At 63.1% G+C, this 18,577-nt stretch carries 18 protein-coding genes; 15 read left to right on the top strand and 3 right to left on the bottom strand.

From position 1 onward, the window contains the following. Positions 1-5 precede the first annotated feature (5 nt). The 14 genes from ACWHXD_RS19140 (at position 6) to ACWHXD_RS19075 (ending at position 14,413) form a co-directional block, all read left to right on the top strand. A complete protein-coding gene (locus ACWHXD_RS19140; RefSeq protein WP_032896316.1) occupies positions 6-431 on the top strand; it encodes a prepilin-type N-terminal cleavage/methylation domain-containing protein in 426 nt (141 codons plus the stop codon). Beyond that, positions 428-760, top strand: coding sequence for a type II secretion system protein (locus tag ACWHXD_RS19135; RefSeq protein ID WP_138763325.1), 333 nt, complete (start codon positions 428-430; stop codon positions 758-760). Before ACWHXD_RS19140 ends, ACWHXD_RS19135 begins: the two co-directional genes overlap by 4 nt. After that, positions 757-1,365, top strand: coding sequence for a type II secretion system protein GspJ (locus ACWHXD_RS19130; protein ID WP_138763324.1), 609 nt, complete (start codon positions 757-759; stop codon positions 1,363-1,365). Before ACWHXD_RS19135 ends, ACWHXD_RS19130 begins: the two co-directional genes overlap by 4 nt. After that, positions 1,362-2,063, top strand: coding sequence for a general secretion pathway protein GspK (locus tag ACWHXD_RS19125; RefSeq protein WP_138763323.1), 702 nt, complete (start codon positions 1,362-1,364; stop codon positions 2,061-2,063). Before ACWHXD_RS19130 ends, ACWHXD_RS19125 begins: the two co-directional genes overlap by 4 nt. Next, entirely contained in the window at positions 2,060-3,052 is a 993-nt protein-coding gene (locus ACWHXD_RS19120) for a PilN domain-containing protein (RefSeq protein WP_138763322.1), read from the top strand. The genes ACWHXD_RS19125 and ACWHXD_RS19120 overlap by 4 nt, the downstream gene beginning before the upstream one ends. Further along, a complete protein-coding gene (gene gspM, locus ACWHXD_RS19115) occupies positions 3,027-3,629 on the top strand; it encodes a type II secretion system protein GspM (RefSeq protein ID WP_032896326.1) in 603 nt (200 codons plus the stop codon). Before ACWHXD_RS19120 ends, gspM begins: the two co-directional genes overlap by 26 nt. Next, positions 3,626-4,126: a type II secretion system protein, XpsN-like gene (locus ACWHXD_RS19110; RefSeq protein WP_499084438.1), complete on the top strand. Its 501-nt coding sequence runs from the start codon at positions 3,626-3,628 to the stop codon at positions 4,124-4,126. The genes gspM and ACWHXD_RS19110 overlap by 4 nt, the downstream gene beginning before the upstream one ends. Before the next feature lie 5 nt (positions 4,127-4,131). Continuing rightward, complete coding sequence (gene gspD, locus ACWHXD_RS19105; RefSeq protein ID WP_138763357.1) at positions 4,132-6,258, top strand: type II secretion system secretin GspD; 2,127 nt, start codon at positions 4,132-4,134, stop codon at positions 6,256-6,258. Between the two features lie 1,032 nt (positions 6,259-7,290). Next, complete coding sequence (locus ACWHXD_RS19100; RefSeq protein WP_192901674.1) at positions 7,291-9,684, top strand: TonB-dependent receptor plug domain-containing protein; 2,394 nt, start codon at positions 7,291-7,293, stop codon at positions 9,682-9,684. 19 nt (positions 9,685-9,703) lie between these two features. After that, a complete protein-coding gene (locus ACWHXD_RS19095) occupies positions 9,704-10,675 on the top strand; it encodes an amino acid ABC transporter permease (protein WP_032896329.1) in 972 nt (323 codons plus the stop codon). After that, positions 10,668-11,441 (top strand): amino acid ABC transporter ATP-binding protein, encoded by a 774-nt coding sequence (locus ACWHXD_RS19090; protein ID WP_047711276.1) that lies wholly within the window; start codon positions 10,668-10,670, stop codon positions 11,439-11,441. Before ACWHXD_RS19095 ends, ACWHXD_RS19090 begins: the two co-directional genes overlap by 8 nt. An 18-nt stretch (positions 11,442-11,459) precedes the next feature. Continuing rightward, positions 11,460-12,383 carry an ABC transporter substrate-binding protein gene (locus tag ACWHXD_RS19085; RefSeq protein WP_098950878.1) on the top strand — a complete coding sequence of 308 codons (924 nt, stop codon included), beginning with the start codon at positions 11,460-11,462 and terminating at the stop codon, positions 12,381-12,383. Between the two features lie 12 nt (positions 12,384-12,395). Next, positions 12,396-13,979, top strand: coding sequence for a flavin monoamine oxidase family protein (locus ACWHXD_RS19080; protein ID WP_138763318.1), 1,584 nt, complete (start codon positions 12,396-12,398; stop codon positions 13,977-13,979). An 11-nt stretch (positions 13,980-13,990) separates the two neighbouring features. Beyond that, positions 13,991-14,413, top strand: a complete 423-nt coding sequence (locus tag ACWHXD_RS19075) for a RidA family protein (RefSeq protein ID WP_138763317.1) — start codon at positions 13,991-13,993, stop codon at positions 14,411-14,413. Positions 14,414-14,455: 42 nt separating this feature from the next. Here the strand turns inward: ACWHXD_RS19075 and ACWHXD_RS19070 are convergent, their stop codons facing one another. Continuing rightward, complete coding sequence (locus ACWHXD_RS19070; RefSeq protein WP_138763316.1) at positions 14,456-15,292, bottom strand: HAD family acid phosphatase; 837 nt, start codon at positions 15,290-15,292, stop codon at positions 14,456-14,458. A gap of 171 nt (positions 15,293-15,463) precedes the next feature. Between ACWHXD_RS19070 and ACWHXD_RS19065 the strand changes: the two genes are divergently transcribed. After that, positions 15,464-15,883 carry a response regulator gene (locus tag ACWHXD_RS19065; RefSeq protein WP_078803443.1) on the top strand — a complete coding sequence of 140 codons (420 nt, stop codon included), beginning with the start codon at positions 15,464-15,466 and terminating at the stop codon, positions 15,881-15,883. A 3-nt stretch (positions 15,884-15,886) separates the two neighbouring features. Here the strand turns inward: ACWHXD_RS19065 and ACWHXD_RS19060 are convergent, their stop codons facing one another. Continuing rightward, the gene (locus ACWHXD_RS19060; RefSeq protein WP_138763315.1) at positions 15,887-17,092 is read right to left on the bottom strand and encodes a DUF1835 domain-containing protein; all 1,206 of its coding nucleotides are present in this window, start codon (positions 17,090-17,092) and stop codon (positions 15,887-15,889) included. Positions 17,093-17,377: 285 nt separating this feature from the next. Continuing rightward, the gene (locus tag ACWHXD_RS19055) at positions 17,378-18,454 is read right to left on the bottom strand and encodes an aldo/keto reductase (RefSeq protein WP_032896341.1); all 1,077 of its coding nucleotides are present in this window, start codon (positions 18,452-18,454) and stop codon (positions 17,378-17,380) included. Positions 18,455-18,577 lie beyond the last annotated feature (123 nt).

Below are 18,577 nucleotides of genomic sequence, written 5' to 3'. Positions count from 1 at the left end.
CGCCCATGGCCCAGCGAGGCTTTACCCTGCTGGAGATGCTGGTGGTCATTCTATTGATCGGCATCGCTGCCGGGTTGTTGGGGCTGGGTGTACGACAAGGGTTGCAGGTGGCCAAGGAGCGGCGGGTGGTCGCGCAGATGGTCGAGGCCCTGCGCGCTACGCGCGCGAGCGCGATCGTCAGCGGCGAGGCGGCGCACACTCAATTCGACCTCCAGGGCCGCACGTTCCAGGCGCCAGGGCGTGCGTCTCAGCAGTGGCCAGCGCAGGTGCAAGTGACCTTGCACAGTGCCGAACAGGCCGGGGCCGCCGTGGTGTTCTATCCCGACGGCAGTTCTACCGGCGGCAACCTGCTGCTGGCCAACGGTAGCCGGCGTTGGCGCATCGACATCGGCTGGCTCACCGGCAGTGTGCAATCCAAGGCGCTGCCATGAAGCACCAGGCCGGTTTCACCTTGCTGGAAATGCTCGCCGCCCTGACGTTGATGGCGGTGTGCAGCAGCGTGTTGCTGGTTGCCTTCGGCCAGAGCGCGCGTTCGTTGTCCCAGGTGGCCCACAGCGACCGCCTCACCCATGCCGCGCTTACGCTGCTGGACCAGGAAGCTGCCGGCCCGCTGATTGAAGGAACCCGCCAAGGCCAACTCGACGGCATCCATTGGCAACTGACCAGCACCCGCCAACAGCCGCACCTGTTTCGTCTTGATCTGAACGTGCGTGAAGGCGTGCATCAGGCGCACTTCAGCACCTTGAAGGCGTGCCTGTGAAGCGCCGTGAGCAGGGCTTCACGTTGCTGGAAGTGCTCGTGGTGCTCAGCTTGCTGTCGGTGTTGTTGCTGCTGGTGAGCGCAGCGTTGCTGGGAGCCAATCGGGCGGTGGCCAAGGCTCAGGCCTACACCGCCAGCCTGGATGAAATGCGCGCCGCCCAACAGTTTTTGCGCACCTCGATCAGCGAGGCGCTGCCGTTAAAGCTCACTGACGACGACAGCCAGGCCGAGGGTTTCTTGATCGGCACGCCGGAGCGGCTGCAGTTTGTGGCGACCTTGCCCGGTGTGCTGGGCGGCGGTATCCAGCGCTTTACCCTGCAACGGGTCGGGCAGGACCTGCAGGTGGCTTTTTCACAGAGGGCCTCCCACGCCAACGCGCAGCGCGATGAGCCGCAGGTGCTTTTGCACAATGTCGAGGCGCTGCAGTTCAGCTATCGCGGTATATCGCCACTGGGCCAGCCCACCGACTGGTTGAGCCCGTGGCCCTGGCTCCGGCGCCTGCCCACCGCGGTGCGTATCGATGCCACCGTCGACGGGCCGGTGCCGTGGGTTACCCAGGTGGTTGCGCTGCGCCTGAACCTGTCCAGCGCGAGCAGCGAAGAATGAAGCGCCAACGCGGCGCGGCCCTGTTGCTGGTGCTGTGGGTGCTGGCCTTGCTCAGCGTATTGCTGGGTGGCCTGGCCGGGTGGGTGCAACTGCAAAGTCGCCAGGCGCTGTGGCTGCGCCAGCACAGCCAGACAGTGTTGGCCGCCCAGGCCGGTATCGCTCAGGTCATGGCTCAAGGGCATTGGGTAGCGGACGGGCGTTCTATTGCGCTGACCTTCGACGATGCGCGCTTGCAGGTCAGTGTGCGCAGTGAGCGCGGCAAGCTGTACCTGGTCAACGCCGCTTTCCAAGACCTCACGCGCCTGGCCCTGGCCTGCGGCGCTACAGCGGCCCAGGCCCAGCAGTTGGCCAAGGCCCTTGAGACTCGCCGTCATCAGGGCCTGGCGCCGTTTCGGGTGCTGGAGGAGGTGCGTCAACTGCCTGGTATGACCCAGGCGCTCTACAGCCAATTGCTGCCAGAAATCACCTTGTGGAGCGACCTCGACCGGCCCGCTCCGGCATTCGCCAGCCCTTTGATGCGCAAGGCGTTGAACCTGCCACGCCAGGACGCCGAGGGCGCCGACCCCGGGCAGGTCGTGGAAATCGACAGCCGCGCCGAGCGCCCCGGCGGCTATCAGGCACGCCTGCGACTGACCCTTTTATTGAGCCCTGCGGAGGACAGCGCACAGCCCTACCGGGTAGTGCGGTGGCAAGAATGATTCAACTCGAACCGATTGCCCGCTATTGGCGCGGCAGCCTGCTGCAACAAGGTTGGCGCCTGTGGCTCACGGAGCTGCGCGGTTGTGTGCCGAAGTGGTTGGCGTTTCAGGAACCGCCTGAGCAGGTTCATCACTGGCCGCTGACGGCGGCGGTGGTGCCAGGCAATGCGCGTCAGGTGCTGATACTTGCCCCCGACGCGGTGTTACAGCAAAGCGTGCAACTGCCTCTGGCCGCTGCACGTAACCTCATGGAAGTGGTTGGCTATGAACTGGACCGCTACACCCCGTTTGACGCCGAGCAGCTCTACTTCGTCGCCCGTCAGGAGCGGCGTACACCTAGCCATCTTGAGGTGAGGGTGGTGGCGATCCTGCGCGAGCGCCTGGACCAGATTCTCACCGACTGCGCTGCCCTCGGCCTGTACCCGCACCGCGTGGATGTGGCGGGCTTGGGTATTGATCTGCTGCCCGCGCCGTTACGCCCGCGTTCGCGTTCCGCCGGCAAGCAATTGCAGCGCAGCCTGCCGTGGTTGTGCGGCGCGTTGCTGATCGCGGCGATGCTGTTGTGGCTCAACGACCGCCAGCGGGTACTCGACAGCATGCGCGCCACTGTCCAACAGCAAAAAGCCGAGGTCGCCCAGGTGCACGCCCTGCGCCAGCAACTGCTCAATACCCGTGGCGCGGCGCAGTACCTCAGCCAGCGCAAACGGGCGCAACCGCCGTTGGCCGCGCTGCTGAATGACTTGACCAGCTGCCTGCCCGCCGACACCTGGCTCGACCAATTGGACGTCAAGGACGGCGAGGTGAGTTTCTCCGGCCAGAGCGCCAAGGCCAGTGGCCTGATCAGCCGCATCAAAGGCTGCCAGCGCTTGGACAACGCGCAGTTCGAAGGGGTGATCCAACCCGACGCACGCACCGGCAAGGACCAGTTTGCCTTGCGTGCCCACTTACGCCAGGAGGCCGCCGATGCGCCGACCCCTCACACCCCGTGAACGCCGCGGCGCCGCCTTGTTGACCCTGGCTTTGGTGCTCGGCGCGGCCTATTGGCTGTTGATCGACAGCTGGTTCGCCGGGCCGCTGCGGGCCATGGGTGAACAGGCCGAACAGTTGCGTGAACAGCAGCAGCGCTATGCCAGCGTCATACGCCAGGGCGATGCCTTGCGCGAACAGCTGGCGCAAGCACAGCAAGACCCGGCCAGCAGCGCCAGCCTGTTGCCGGGGGACGACCCGGACGTGGTCGCCGCCGACCTGATGCAGCGTCTTGCCGACCTGATCAACAGCCACGCCAACCTCGGCGGCGGCTGCAACCTCACCCAGCGCAAGCCGATCACGCCCGAACAGGACGACAGCGAACCCTATCGTCAGGTCAAGGTCAGCCTCACGCTCAATTGCGCCATCGAACCGCTGACCGCAATCCTGCATGGGCTGGAATATCAGCCGCCTTTTTTGTTCGTCGATGAGTTGCATATTCGTCGCGACAAACAGGCGCCGGCCAATGGCGGGGCAGGCAAGCTGGCGGTGCAACTGCTGGTGCGCGGCTACCTGCAACCGGCGCGGGTGGCACCATGATCGGCCCCTTGCGTCCTCTTGAATGGGGCTGGCTCGGCGTGGCCGGGCTCTTGGGGCTGTTGATGGCGATGATCCTCAGCAGCATCGGCGATGCCCCGCGGTGGTTACCCGATGCGCCGGTGCACGCGCCACCCTCGTTCCAGCTGCAGGCCGCTCCCACGCCGGCGTTGCAAGACCTTGCCGGCATCTGGCAAGAGCCGCTGTTCAGCCCGGATCGCCGCCCAGACCGGGAGGTGGGTAAAACCCAGGTGGCAAGCCTGGCCAACCTGACCCTCAGCGGCATCATGATCACCGGCAACCTGCAAATGGCCATGCTCAAGCAAGCCGGTGGCCCGACGCTCACGGTGCGCTTGGGCCAGGCGTTGCCCAACGGCTGGCGCCTGGAACACCTGACCCCGCAATACGCCCGTTTTGCCCTGGACGGGCGCACCCAAACCCTGAGCCTCTACGGTAAGCGGTTACCCCTGATCTCACATCCCCGCGAGTCTCTCCCTTGATCGATATGCGCACTTCGCTGTTTTGCCTGGCTACCGCCGTCTCCCTGGGCGGCTGTGGCTCTTTGCCCGACACCCTCGACCCGGACGACGACCTGCTGCACGAGGCCCTGCAGGGCACCGGCGCACAACGCCCGCCGCTTGAGGCACCAGTGGCCGAAAGCCCCCCACCTGCCACCCAGGCCCCGCCACAGCGCCAGTTGATTCGCGGCAATCAAGCGTTCGTGCGCCAGCCCAAGGCGCCTGTAAACGTGCCGGAGCAGGGCGGTGACATCGTGTTCAACTTCGCCGGCCAGCCCATCGAGGCCGTGATCAACAGTGTGATGGGCGACCTGCTGCACGAGAACTACAGCATCGCCGAGGGCGTGAAAGGTATTGTCAGCTTCTCCACTTCCAAACCCGTGGACAAACAGCAGGCGCTGTCGATTCTCGAAACCCTGCTGTCCTGGACCGACAACGCCATGATCAAACAGGGCAACCGCTATGTGATCCTGCCGGCCAACCAGGCAGTGGCGGGCAAGTTGGTGCCGCAGATGCGCGTGGAGCAACCGGCCAGCGGCCTCTCGGCACGTCTGTTTTCACTGCGCTATATCTCGGCCATCGAGATGCAGAAACTGCTCAAACCCTTCGCCCGTGAAAACGCATTCTTGTTAGTGGATCCGGCGCGCAATGTCCTGAGCCTGGCCGGTACGCCTGAAGAACTGGCCAACTACCAGGACACCATCGACACCTTCGACGTGGACTGGCTCAAGGGCATGTCGGTGGCGGTGTTCGGCCTGCAACGCGCCTCGGTGGCCGAGCTGATGCCCGAGCTGCAAGCCATGTTCGGCGCGGACAGTGGCACACCCCTGGCCGGCATGCTGCGGTTCTTGCCGGTGGAGCGCACCAACTCGGTGGTGGCGATTTCTTCCCAGCCCCAGTACCTCAGCGAAGTGGGCGACTGGATCCGCACCATCGACGAGGGCGGCGGCAACGAGCCGCAGATGTATGTGTACGACGTGCGCAATATGAAGGCCGCTGATCTGGCCAAGTACCTGCGGCAGATCTACGGCAACGGCGCGATCAAGGATGACGCCCCGGCGAAGGTAGCGCCGGGCTTGCGTACCACCACCTTGTCCTCGTCCACCAGTGCCGGTTTGCAGGCCAACGCGCCCGTGCCCGCAGCCGAAGAGCCTGAAGCCGAGCCTGCCGAAAACACCCCGGCATCGCCCACGAGCGACCTCGAAGCCGGCACGCGCATCACCGCGCAAAAGAGCAGCAACCAACTGCTGGTGCGCACCCGCCCGGCGCAATGGAAAGAGATCGAAGCGGCGATCAAACGCCTCGACAACCCACCGCTGCAAGTGCAGATCGAAACTCGCATCCTGGAGGTCAAGCTCACCGGCGAACTGGACCTGGGCGTGCAGTGGTACCTGGGCCGCCTGGCCGGTAATTCCACCAGCACCACGGTGGCCAACGCCTCCGGCAGCCAAGGCGCCCTGGGCGGTGGCGGGGCAGGGCTGGGCGCGGCAGACTCCTTGTTCTATTCCTTCGTCAGTTCCAACCTGCAAGTGGCCCTGCACGCCCTGGAAACCAACGGGCGCACCCAGGTGCTGTCGGCGCCATCGCTGGTGGTGATGAACAACCAGCCGGCGCAGATCCAGGTGGGGGACAACATTCCCATCAGCCAGACCACCGTCAATACCGGCGACGCCGACACCACCTTGAGCAGCGTCGAATATGTGCAGACGGGGGTGATTCTGGATGTGGTGCCGCGCATCAATCCGGGCGGGCTGGTGTACATGGATATCCAGCAACAGGTCAGTGATGCCCAGAACCCGACAGGTAACAGTGAGACGCCGGTGAACCCGCGCATCTCCACACGCTCGGTGTCCACCCAGGTAGCGGTGCAGAGTGGCCAGACGGTGTTGCTGGGCGGGTTGATCAAGCAGGACAACGCTGAGAGTGTCAGCGCCGTGCCTTACCTGGGGAAGATTCCGGGGTTGCGCTGGTTGTTTGGCAATACCGGCAGGTCCAAGGACCGCACGGAGCTGATTGTGCTGATTACGCCGAGGGTGATTACCAGTAGCAGCCAGGCGCGGCAGGTGACGGATGATTATCGCCAGCAGATGCAGCTGTTGCGACCGGCTCAGTGATCCGGGCTGTACCGAGTACCAATGTGGGAGGGGTCTCGCTCCCGATGGTGGCCTGACAGCCCGCAATCAAAAATGTGGGAGCTGGCTTGCCTGCGATGGCGGCCTGCCAGCCGGCACTTCCCTACCTGACCCCCCCACAATCCAATTGTGGGAGCTGGCTTGCCTGCGATGGCGGCCTACTAGCCGACGCCTATCAACCTGACACTCCGCAATTAAACTGTGGGAGCGGGCTTGCTCGCGAAGGCGGCCTAACAGGCGACGCAGTTATACCGGGTACATATCCATTGCTGCGGTAACGGCCACTTAGGGTTCCGCCCTGACGGCGGCTCACTTTTGAAAAGCGCAAAAGTAAGCAAAACGCTCTTGCCCCACCACTCGGCACCTCGCTTAGGCTCGGTGTGCCCGAACACAGTCTTGAATCCGTGGGCCGCCGCCACGCGCCATCCATGGCGCGGGGCGGCTAACCCGGCGTCCTGCCGGGTTACCCACGAATTCAAGCCTGCGTTCGGCCAGCGTGGTTTAACGGGGCGCCTGAGATCAAGATCAAGAGCAGATCAAGAGCGGCTCGCTTCGCATCGTAGTTACCGTTGCGGGGGGGGGCGTGTCAGTAAATGCATTTTGGCTGGTCCACTGTCATCGGTAGTACGCCCCCTCCTACATTTTGAGCGTTTTGCGCGCTCATATGAAAAATCATTTTTATGAATAATTTTTTTTAAAAATAATGAAAGTAGAGAATATTAGCTTATGCCCAAATAGCATTATATTTTTAAAATCCATTCCGTTATGTTTGATCCCAACAGCCTACCCCTGACCTCGGATGGTACCCAGCGTGATTCAGATTCTGCGCGCCTGACCGGGTAATCCTCCCGCCGCCGCAGAGTCGTTGGACGGGAGCTCAACGTATGTTGCCACTTCAAACCCCTCGCTTACCCCACACCTAGCCCACGCCGTATCGCCCCTTTGAACATCGGCTCCGCCGCGCCCGGCGCGTGCCTGCTCGACTTTGCGATTTGGAAAAAGCTGGGAATGGATATGAAGCACATTCTGCAACCTACTGCTGCCCTGACCCTGTCGCTGTTCGCCGCAGCTTCACAGGCCCAGGAAGACAGCACTTTGTCTACGGTCGTTGTGACCGGCAACCGTGGCGCCGAGCAGCGCACGGTCACCAGCAGCCCGGTGCCGATTGACGTGGTCAGCGCCCGGCAATTGCAAAACACCGGCAAGCCCGGGTTGATGGAGGCGCTGAGCGCGGTGATCCCGTCGCTGACCCTGCCGGAAAAAACCGGTTGGGACGCCAGCGGCATTGCCCGGGCACCGAACCTGCGGGGCTTGAGCGCCGCCGAAGTGTTGGTGCTGGTCAACGGCAAGCGCCGCCACACCAGTGCCACCTTGAATATCAACGGCATCAACACCGGCGCGGCGCCGGCTGACCTGGACCTGATACCCATCAGCGCCATCGACCATGTCGAAGTGCTGCGCGATGGCGCGGCTGCCCAATATGGGTCCGACGCCATCGCCGGGGTGATCAACGTGATCCTCAAGGCCGACACCCGCGGTACCTCGGTGACCAACGCCGGCCTTGGCTACGACGGCAAGAAACAGACCGTGCAGCAAAGCCTCAACAAGGGCTTCGAAATCGGCAACGGCGGCATCGTGCAACTGGCCCTGGATGCGCGCAGCCAGAACGATGACAACAAGGCCAGCGCCAACGGCTACACCTATGAGCAAGCCTATGGCCTGGCGGGCAAGTCCACCTATGGCGGCTACGGCACACCCAAGACCAACCTGCTGACCCTGGGCTACAACGCCGAGTTGCCGATCGACGACAGCCTCAGCCTCTACTCCTTCACCACCTACTCGCGACGCAAGGCCGAGCAGGGGCAGAACTTCCGCCTGCCGACCATCACCAACACCATCACTAGCGGGCCCAACGGTTACCCGGCCGGGTACACCCCCATCTGGTACATCGACGAGGACGACTTCCAGGCGGCGTTCGGTGGCAAGGGCACTGTGGGTGAGTGGGACTGGGACTTGTCTACCACCTACGGGCGCAACGAAGCGGAGCAGGGCACCACCCACAACCAGAACCCTTCCCTGGGCCAAGCCACGCCGAACAGCTTCACCTACGGCACCTGGATTTCCACCGAGCTGACCACCAACCTGGACTTCAAGCGTGGCTTCGACATCGGACTGCAAAAACCCTTGGACCTGTCCTACGGCTTCGAACATCGGCGCGACACCTACGAGGTGCAAGCCGGCGATTACGCGTCCTATGCCAATGGCGGTTACTGCGTGGCGCCAGGTAACTGCGCATCGTCCGGGGCGCAGGTCACCAATGGTATTTCATCGGACGAAGAGAGCAGCGCCTCGCGCAACAGCCTGGCCGGTTATGTGGACGTGGGGTTCAACCCCTTGCCTAACTGGTACGTCGGCACAGCGGTGCGTTATGAGCATTACAACGAGGGCGTGGGCGCTACCCGCAGCGGCAAGCTGACCACCCGCTACGACTTCACCCCGCAGTTCGCGGTGCGCGCCACGGTGAGCAATGGCTTTCGGGCGCCGTCCCTGGCCAACAGCCTGTTCAGTGCGCGCTCCACCACCTATGGCGTCGTCGATGGGGTGTATCAGTCGATCAACTATGGCGTGCTGCCGGTGGGTTCGGCGGCGGCCCAGGCACTAGGCGCGCAGGAGCTCAAGCCCGAGCGTTCTACCAACTTCAGCCTCGGTTTCACGCTCACACCCACCGACCGCCTGAGCTTCACCGCCGATGCCTACGTGATCAACCTGCGTGACCGCATCACCCTAACCGGCACCTTACTGGGCCCTGAGGTCACCCAGGTATTGCAGAACAACGGTATCAACTCCACCTCTGGCGGCCAGTACTTTATCAACGGAGCCGACACTCGCACCAAAGGCCTGGACCTGGTCAGCAGCTATAACCAGGACCTGGGCGCGTTCGGCGCGCTGAAGTGGACCGCCGCGTTCAACTGGAACCAGACCAAAATCCTCAACTACAAGGAATCTACCGACATCCTCGGCACCTCCTACGACCTGATGGACCGCCAGGCGCGCAACCTGATCACCGGCGTGCAACCCAACACCAAGCTGATCCTGGGCGGTGACTGGCGCATCGAGCGCTTCAATCTCAACCTGGCCCTGACCCGCTACGGCTCGTACAAGGAAGTGAACTCATCGGCCAATCGTGATCTGGACCGGGTCTACAACGCCCGCTGGATCACCGACCTCGACCTTGGCTACAGCCTCACCAAAGACCTGAACATCGCCATCGGCGCCAAGAACCTGTTCGACCTCTATCCCAAGAAACAAGGGGTGCCGAGCAGCACCATGGTTGCCAGCTACGGCACCTATTCGCCCTACGGTTTTACCGGCGGGTATTACTACACCCGGCTGACTTACGCCTTCTGAGGCCTGCGAGGAAAAGAACATGCCCATTGTTGCCAAACCCTATGACCTGCTGGATGAAGTCAGCGCCCAACCGCTGCGCAAGCGCCGTGCCGCCACGCCGATCAAGGCGTTGCGCGTGGTGCCGGCCCGGCACCCCTGGCGCTGGGCCGGGTCGATTTTCGCCGCGCTGGTATTACTCGGCATTGTGCACTCCCTGGCCACCAACCCGCGCTGGGAATGGGGCGTGTTCGGCCAGTGGTTCTTCTCGCCCTCGGTGCTGCGCGGGCTGGGCCAGACGTTGCTGCTGACGCTGCTGAGCACAGTGTTCAGCATCCTGCTGGGCACCGCGCTGGCCCTGGCGCGGCTGTCGGGTTCGCCGTTGCTGGCGGCGTTGGCCTGGGGCTATATCTGGTTCTTCCGCTCGATGCCGGCCCTGCTGGTGCTGATCATCCTCTACAACTTTGCCTACCTGTACGACCACATCGTGCTAGGCGTGCCGTTCACCGACCTGGTGTTCGTCGAGTGGTCGACGGTGGATGTGCTCAGCCAATTTACCGTGGCCGTCCTGGGCTTGAGCCTGATGCAGGCGGCCTACGCGGCGGAGATCATTCGCGGTGGGCTGATCGGCGTGGATGCCGGCCAGCATGAAGCCGCGGCGGCCTTGGGGTTGCCGGCCTCTCGACGCATCTTCCGGATCATTTTGCCCCAGGCGCTGCGCTCGATCTTGCCGTCGGGGTTCAATGAAATCATCGGCCTGGTCAAGGGCACCTCGATTGTCTACGTACTGGCCTTGCCCGAGCTGTTCTATACCGTGCAAGTCATCTATAACCGCACCCAGGCGGTGATCCCGTTGCTGATCGTCGCCACGGTCTGGTACCTGATCATCACCACCGTGCTCACCAGCGCCCAGTACTACGTCGAGCGCCACTTCGCCCGGGGCACCGCGCGGGTGCTGCCACCCACGCCGTTGCAGCGCGCGCGCCGCTGGTTCAAGGAGAAGGCCCATGCCTGAAGCACGCGCCGGGCGCATTCAGATCCAGGGCGTGGGCAAGCGCTTTGGCAACCAGCAGGTACTCGATCATATCGACCTGAGCATCGACCCAGGCAAGGTCACGGTGATCCTCGGGCCGTCCGGCTCGGGCAAGTCCACCTTGCTGCGCACCATCAACCACTTGGAGAAGATCGACAGCGGGCATATCACCATCGACGGTGAATACGTCGGCTATCGGCGCAAAGGCGACCTGCTTTTTGAACTCACCGAGCGCGAGATTCTCAAGCGCCGTATCGACGTGGGCTTCGTGTTCCAGAACTTCAACCTGTTTCCCCACCTCACTGCCTGGGAAAACATCGCCGAAGCGCCCCTGGCGCACAAGCGCTGGAGCCGGGTGCAGGCCCGTGACAAGGCCGATGAATTACTCGCCAAGGTCGGCCTGGCGGACAAGGCCGACGCCTACCCGCGCCAGCTCTCCGGCGGCCAACAGCAACGCGTCGCCATCGCCCGGGCCTTGGCGCTCGACCCCAAAGTGCTGCTGTTCGACGAGCCCACCTCGGCCCTCGACCCGGAACTGGTGGGCGAGGTGCTGGACGTGATCAAGGGCTTGACCCAACTGGGTGTGACCCTGGTGATTGTCACCCATGAGATCGGCTTTGCCCGCGAAGTGGCCGACCACGTGGTGTTCCTCTGCGACGGTCAACTGATCGAAGAAGGCCCGCCCGAACAGATTTTGCGCCAACCCCGACATCCCCGCACCCAGGCCTTTCTCGGCAAAGTGCTTTAGTTCAAGGAGTGACTGCCCATGTTTATCGCCACTGCCCGTGTCGCCCTGTTGGCAATTGCCGGGGCCACTGCCCACAGCGCATTCGCCGTGCAACAGGTGGACCTCAGCCCCGACCGCCCGCGCATCCATGCGCCACGCAATGAAGCCGCCATCGCGCAGATCCCGCCGGGCTTCAAGTTCGCCCAGCCGGGCAAGTTCACCGTGGCCGTGTCAGGCGTAGCCGGGCCACCGCTGGCGCTGCTGGCCAGTGACGACAAGACCACCATCGGCAGCGAGGCCGACACCGCCCAATTGGTGGCCGACAGCCTTGGCCTGCAACTCAATGTGGTGCAGACCAGCTGGGAAGACTGGCCCCTGGGCGTCAGCTCGGGCAAATACGACGCGGTGATCAGCAACGTCACCGTGACCGAGGCGCGCAAAAAGCGTTTCGACTTCGCCACCTACCGCCAGGATGTGCTCGGGTTTTACGTCAAGAGCACCAGCACGATCACTGAGATCAAGCAGGCGGCGGACATTGCCGGGCTGAAAATCATTGTCGGCTCTGGCACCAATCAGGAAAAAGTCCTGCTGGGCTGGAACGAGGCCAATGAGAAAGCCGGCCTAAAACCTGCGCTGTTGCAGTACTTCGACGACCAGGCCGCCGCGCAACTGGCGGTGCAGTCGGGGCGCAGCGACGCACTGTTCGGGCCGAACTCGGTGTACGCCTATTCGGCGGCGATCACCGGCGGCATCAAGCGCGTCGGCACCGTCAACGGTGGTTGGCCGTTGCAGGCGGATATCGCGGTGACCACGCGCAAGGACAACGGCCTGGTCAAACCGATTCACACCGCCCTGCAAGGCGCGATTGCCGGGGGGCAATACGCACAGGTGCTGCAACGTTGGGGCCTGGATGTGGAACGGGTCGACCAGTCGCTGATCAACCCGCCCGGGCTGCCGGATTAAGGAGGCACAGACATGGGACTGACACGACGTGAAGCGCTGTCGAGTATCGCAGCGGTGGGCGGTGAGAAAGCGGTCAAGGATGCACTGGCGGTGTTGGGGCTGGGCCCATCGTCACACCGCCGACCGCAACCGCTGAAACTCAAGGACGGCCTGGGGCAGGGCACCCGTGTACTGGTGCTGGGCGCCGGGATTGCCGGGTTGGTCACTGCGCTGGAGTTGACGCGCGCGGGCTTCAGCGTGCAGGTGCTGGAGGCCCGTGAGCGCGTGGGTGGCCGCACCTGGACCCTGCGTAACGGCGACCGCGTGGACTATAAGGACGGTCGCTCGCAGACGGTGGGGTTTGACCCAGGCCAGTATTTCAACGCCGGGCCGGCACGCATTCCCAGCCAGCACCGCACGATCCTCGACTATTGCAGTGAGCTTGGCGTGCCGTTGGAAGTGCTGGTCAACAGCAGTCATGGTGCCCAGGTGCGACCGGACCTGAGCCAGGCGGCGTTCAGCGTCGGCCAGGCGCTCAACGATACGCGTGGGCATTTATCCGGCTTGTTGGCCAAGGCGGTGCAACGCGATGCCCTTGACGATGTACTGAGTGGCGAAGAGCGCATGCGCCTGCTGGCTTTTTTGCAGGTCTATGGCGACCTGTCCCAGGCGTTGGCGTTTGAGGGCACCCTGCGTTCGGGGCACCTTGAATCCGCCGCTCACCCTGGCGCCTTGCCCGCCCGCCGCAGCCCGTTGACGTTGGAGTGCTTGCTGCACCCGGAACTGTGGGGGGCTTTACTGCACACCGAGTTCCCGGAATTTTCAGCCACCATGTTCCAGCCGGTGGGCGGCATGGACCGTATCACCGAGGCCTTCTACCGACGCGTGCAGGAGCAGGTGCAACTGGGCGCCCAGGTGCGGCAGATCCGCCAGCTGGAGGACGGCGTGGCGGTGACCTACCACGACCAGCGCAGTGGCCGTGATCAGGTGGTGCGTGGCGATTTTTTGGTCTCCACCGTGCCGCTGCCCCTGCTGGCCAAGCTCGATACCGACTTCAGCGCGCCGGTCAAGGCGGCCTTGCTCAGCACCCGCAGCGACCAGGCGACCAAGGTGGCCTGGCAATCCCCGCGCTTTTGGGAGACCGACTACCGTACCTACGGCGGCTTGTCGTGGATCGAGCATCCGGCGCGCCTGCTGTGGTACCCCAGCAACGACCTCAACACCCGCGAAGGCGTGCTGGTGGCCGGTTACGTGACCGGCGAAGGTGCCGACGTGTTTGGCGCCCAACCGCTCGATCAGCAGTACGCTGCTTCCCGGCAAGCCGTGGAGCTGTTGCATCCAGGTTATGCCAGGCATTTGCGCCATCCACTGGCGGTTTCCTGGGAGCAGATCCCCTACAGCGAAGGCCCGTGGTTGCAACGCGAACACTTCCCCGCCCAGGCCCACGCCTTGCTTGAACAGCCCCATGGCCGGGTGTACTTCGCCGGCGACGGCCTGGTGCAAAGCGGCGTAGGCATCTGGCAGGAATCGGCAGCCAACTCGGCGCGCCATGTGGTCGCACAACTGGCCGAGCGCATCACCCAACAACACCAACTCGCGGCGTTGGCCGCATCCTGAGGAGCCTCACCATGAGCGACAGCATCCAACGCACCAGCGTCGGCGAATTCCCCATCTCGCAAACCGTCACCGTGCCGGCCTCGGCCAGCCTGGTGTTTGTCAGCGGCACGCTACCGGACCCCGCCGACCCGAAGGTACCTGGGGTGTATGGCGACACTGAAGTGCAGAGCGTTTCAGTGTTCAACAAACTGCGCCAGATACTGCGTCAACACGACTTGGACCTGGGCGACATCTTGCAGTTACGGGTGTTTCTGGTCGGCGCCGAAGAGACCGATGGCAAACTGGATTTTGCCGGGTTGCAGCGCGGTTATACCCAGTTCTTTGGCACGCCCGAACAGCCGAACAAACCGGCGCGCACCGCGTTGCAAGTAGTGGCGTTGCCATTGCCGGGGGCGTTGGTGGAGGTGGAGGCGATTGCGGCCAGGGCGGTGTGAGTACGCTCTGCGTGGGAACGATCATCATGGCAGGGCTTCACCCTATTCCTGCAACAGCAACGCCCCCTGCTTGAGCCTGCGTTTGTGCGCAAACGGCAAGCTCTCATCGTCACCATACGGCGCGCTATACCAGTTGCCGTAGCTCGGGTTGGGCAGCAGAAACCAACGCTGGCCTAGCCAGTTCACATAGGGTTCGACGGCCTTGCGCTGCGCATCCAGGGTGTTGTGTTCGGCTTGCACGAAATCTCCCAGCGAGTCTCCGGCCATCAACAGCACGCGGGCATGGCTGGCGACCCACTGGCGGCGGCACTGCTTGCCGTAGCCTGCGCTTTCGCAGTGGCCGGTGGGGGTGCTGGCCGCCAGGATCTGTGCGTCGCTCTCAATCGGGAAACCGCGCAAACGCAGGTTTTTGCCCGTGGCCGCGACTTGGCTGTGTTCTCGGTTGGTGAGGTAGTAAACCTGGATGCCTTTTTGCCGGGCTGCCTGCAGGAACGCCACCGAGCCTGGCAATGCCTGGGCCTTGGCCTGCTCGACCCAGGTGTTCCAGCGGTCATAGGAATAGACCTGATTGTTGATGATGTCGCGGGCGTTGAGGGGCACGTTGTCCAGCAGGGTTTCGTCGATGTCCACCACCACCGCCGGGGGCAGGCCGGCCAGGTTGCGTGGGGCAAAGGGCAGGGCGTCCCAGCTCGGGTCGGCCAGGGCGACATCCAGTTGGCGGGTGGCATTGGCGAAGAGCTGGCGGTAGATCAACTCGTGCTCGATGGAAGTCTGGGTCCAGAGCACGGCGTCGAGTTGGTCATTGGCCGGCGGGTGTTGCTGGCAGCCTGCGAGGGCGGTAGTGAGCAAGCAGAGGCTGGCGAGGAACAGGTTGCGCATGGGCTGGGTCTCGAAGAACGGGGTGGCGTGGTCTGCACGCCAGTCTAATCACTTGCGAGGCTCGCGGCTCGTTGCCGTTTCGGAATCGTCTTAAAGCCAGGCTTCAGCCTTGGCGGGTAATGTAGCGAGCGTTGAAGGATCGTCGTCGCTGCCCATCTGCCAGGTTTGCCTATGTCCAATAAAGCGTTACGTTTTCTGATCGCCGATGGAGAGCATTTGCAGCGGGTCAAGATCGAGAAGATGCTCAACCAGTTGGGCTACTACCGCATCGCCCCCTTGAGCTCGTTCGACGAGGTGCAGGCGTTGACGCGTTCGAATGGTGTGATGTTCGACCTGTTGATTATCAACACCGCGCTGGTGCGTTCGCGCCAGGTCGACCTGCTGAAGTTCTGCCGGGAAAACCCGATGATCCGGCATGCACTGATCTATGACGGGCAGTGCGCGCAGCGGTCGGTGGTGCCGGTGTCGGCCAGCCAGACGTTGCATCTGTCGTTGTCGCAATCGCCGGATTTCAATTCCTTGTGCCGGTGCCTGGAAATGCTCGACCCGGCGGCGATGGCGTGCGTTGCCGGGATGCCCACCAAGCATTGAGCCTCAGCCACCCCAGGTGAGCAGGTTGTCATTGCTCATTCGCCAATGGGGCTGCCGAGGCCTCAGGCACACTCCGCCGACCCAACGCTCATGGCTGGCGTGGTCCATCCAATGGGCGTCGCCATTTATGACGGCGTACCCCAGTGGCGTCAATGCCAAGGGACGCTTAGGCCATGGTTGATCAATCTCGGTTTCCACCAGCAACGGCTGCTCGCCATCGATCAACGGCCGCATCAGCGCATGAAACATCAGGTCGCCCAGGAACGGCAGCGGTTCGCGCTTGGCCATCAACTCCGCGAAGACGCGGGCAAACGCCACTGGCCCGCTTTCAGCGAGATACCTCAGCGCCAAGCGCTCGGTCAGTGAGAGTCCATCCTCAACTCCTGGCAACTCCTGTAATTGGCGGCGTAGCGCCGGCGCAAGCATCGGCAGGCTCGGGTGAGCAGTTTTGGCCAGTTCTGCCAGCTTGATTGGCGAGGGGTCGCAGTAAGCCGACCAGGCTTGTTTGGCCAGGTGCACCGCCGCGTCGTCGATCAAGCGTCGCTGCGGCCACAGCCAGGCAAGCACGTCGGGCGCCAGTTGCCCGATGCCGATAAACCGTTCGACGCCAGGTATGCGGTCGACCTCGATCAACTCTAGTGTTTTCGGCGCGCACTCAAGGCTTGAGAGTGCGCGAATCAGGAACAGTTGGTCATAGGCATCCGCTTCGCACCACAGCACGCTATGTTCGGCGCCGGCCAGTGAGTCCAATTGGGTGTATTCATCGTCAACGCGGCGGTCTACATCGGCAGGGGCCAGGGCAAAGGCCTGGCTGATAAAAGCGCTGCGCAGGCGACGGAATTCGGCGCTGGGAAGGTCGCGTACCGGGCCCATGCACAGTGGGTCGCTGAGCATCTGAAAGCGGCCCTTGAACCCCGCCACTTGCAGGCTGTGGGCAATATCATTGCCACAGCGCCAATGGCGAGTGCGTGCCTCGTCGCTGGCCTCGAAACCTTGGTGGCGCGCAGCAAAGTCCAGGGCATCGATATGCGCCTTGAGCTTGGGCCAACTGGCAAACCCCAATTGCTTGGCGAGCTGCCACTGGGCCTGGGCCAAGGTGGCACTGGGGTCTTGGTTTTTCAGGTGCGACAACAGTTCCCTGGCACGTTTGCGCTGCTGCTCAAGGTTGAGGCGACCGTTGGTGGTGGAGGCTAAAGGGCGTTGCGACATACGAGCTCCTTGCACAAACCTTTTCCGCTTTAAGGTTGGGAGTCGTAGAAATGAGGTGCAGCTGGGATGTCTTGGGCGCAGCCCTTTCCGCGGAAGGTGGCGTAGAGAGCGCCAGGCGGGAAATATAGGCAGCATTGCCATTGCATGCAACCCCAAAAATGTAGGAGCGAGCTTGCTCGCGAAAAACGTCAACGATAACGCGTGCTTCCTGAATAAACGCGGCGCCTGTGAGTTTTTCGCGAGCAAGCTCGCTCCTACAGAAAAGCCTGCACCAAGAGGGCTTTTTTACCTGTCCTTGCGCGCATCCAGAGTCTTTTGATGCTCGGCCAGGAACGGTTGCTCCGCGGGGTCAAAACGATCAATCCCGGCGGTGAAGCGGTGCCAATAGGGGTACAACGGCTGACGGCGAGTGACGGCTTCGATGCGCGCCGACTGCGCTTCGGTGAGTTTCAGTTCGGTGGCCGCCAGGTTGTCGCGCAGGTGTGCTTCGGTACGGGCGCCGACAATCAGCGAGGTGATCCCGGGGCGATCCTTGAGCCAGGCCAGGCAGGTGCGGGCGACCGAGACGCCGTGTTCATCACCGACGGCGGCGAGGGTCTCGATAATGTCCAGCGCACGTTCCTGGTCGTGGACATAGGGTTCCGGCCAACCGCTGCCCTGGCGGGTATTGGCCGGCGGCTTGTGCCCGCGTCGGGTGGTGCCGGTCAGCAAGCCTTCGCCCATCGGCCCCCATACCAGCGTGCCGATTTGCTGATCCAGGGCCAGGGGCAGCAACTCGTACTCGGCCTCGCGGGATTCCGGGGTGTAGTAGATCTGCTGGGTAATCGGCTTGAGCATCCCGTGCAGTTCAGCCTTGCCCAGGGTTTTCATCATCTGCCAGGCGGTGAAGTTGCTGGTGCCGAAGTAGCGGATCTTGCCCGAGCCCACCAAAAGGCGCAGGGCTTCCAGGGTCTCTTCGATTGGCGTCATGCCGTCCCAGTTGTGCAGTTGGTACAAGTCGATGTGGTCGGTGCCCAGGCGCTTGAGGCTGGCTTCGCACGCGCGGATCAAGTGGTAGCGCGACGAGCCGGAGTTGTTGGGGTTGTCGTCCACCGGGCTGCGGCCTTTGGTGGCCAGCAGAATGTCGTTGCGCTTGTCGCCCAGCGCCTTGCCCACCACTTCTTCGGCCAGGCCGTGGGAATAGAGGTCGGCGGTGTCGACCATATTCACCCCGGCGTCGAACGCCATATCGAACATGCGCTTGGCCAGGGGCACGTCCACCGCACCGCATTTTTCAAACTCTGCGCGACCGCCAAAGGGCACGGTGCCCAGGATGATTTCCGATACCAGCAGGCCGGAATGACCCAGTTGTCGGTACTGCATGTTGCCTCCTACTTAACGTTGCACGTGAAGGTGTGAACGATGGGGAAGGCGATAGTTTGAATTTTTTCATGAAAGGCTCGCGGCAGGCTTGGCTGCGACGTGCACGAGGGATTGTTTCGCTGG

It is taken from the genome of Pseudomonas fjordensis (assembly GCF_976987115.1).
The sequence above is the reverse complement of the archived record's forward strand: the minus strand, read 5'-3'. Positions and strand labels throughout refer to the sequence as shown.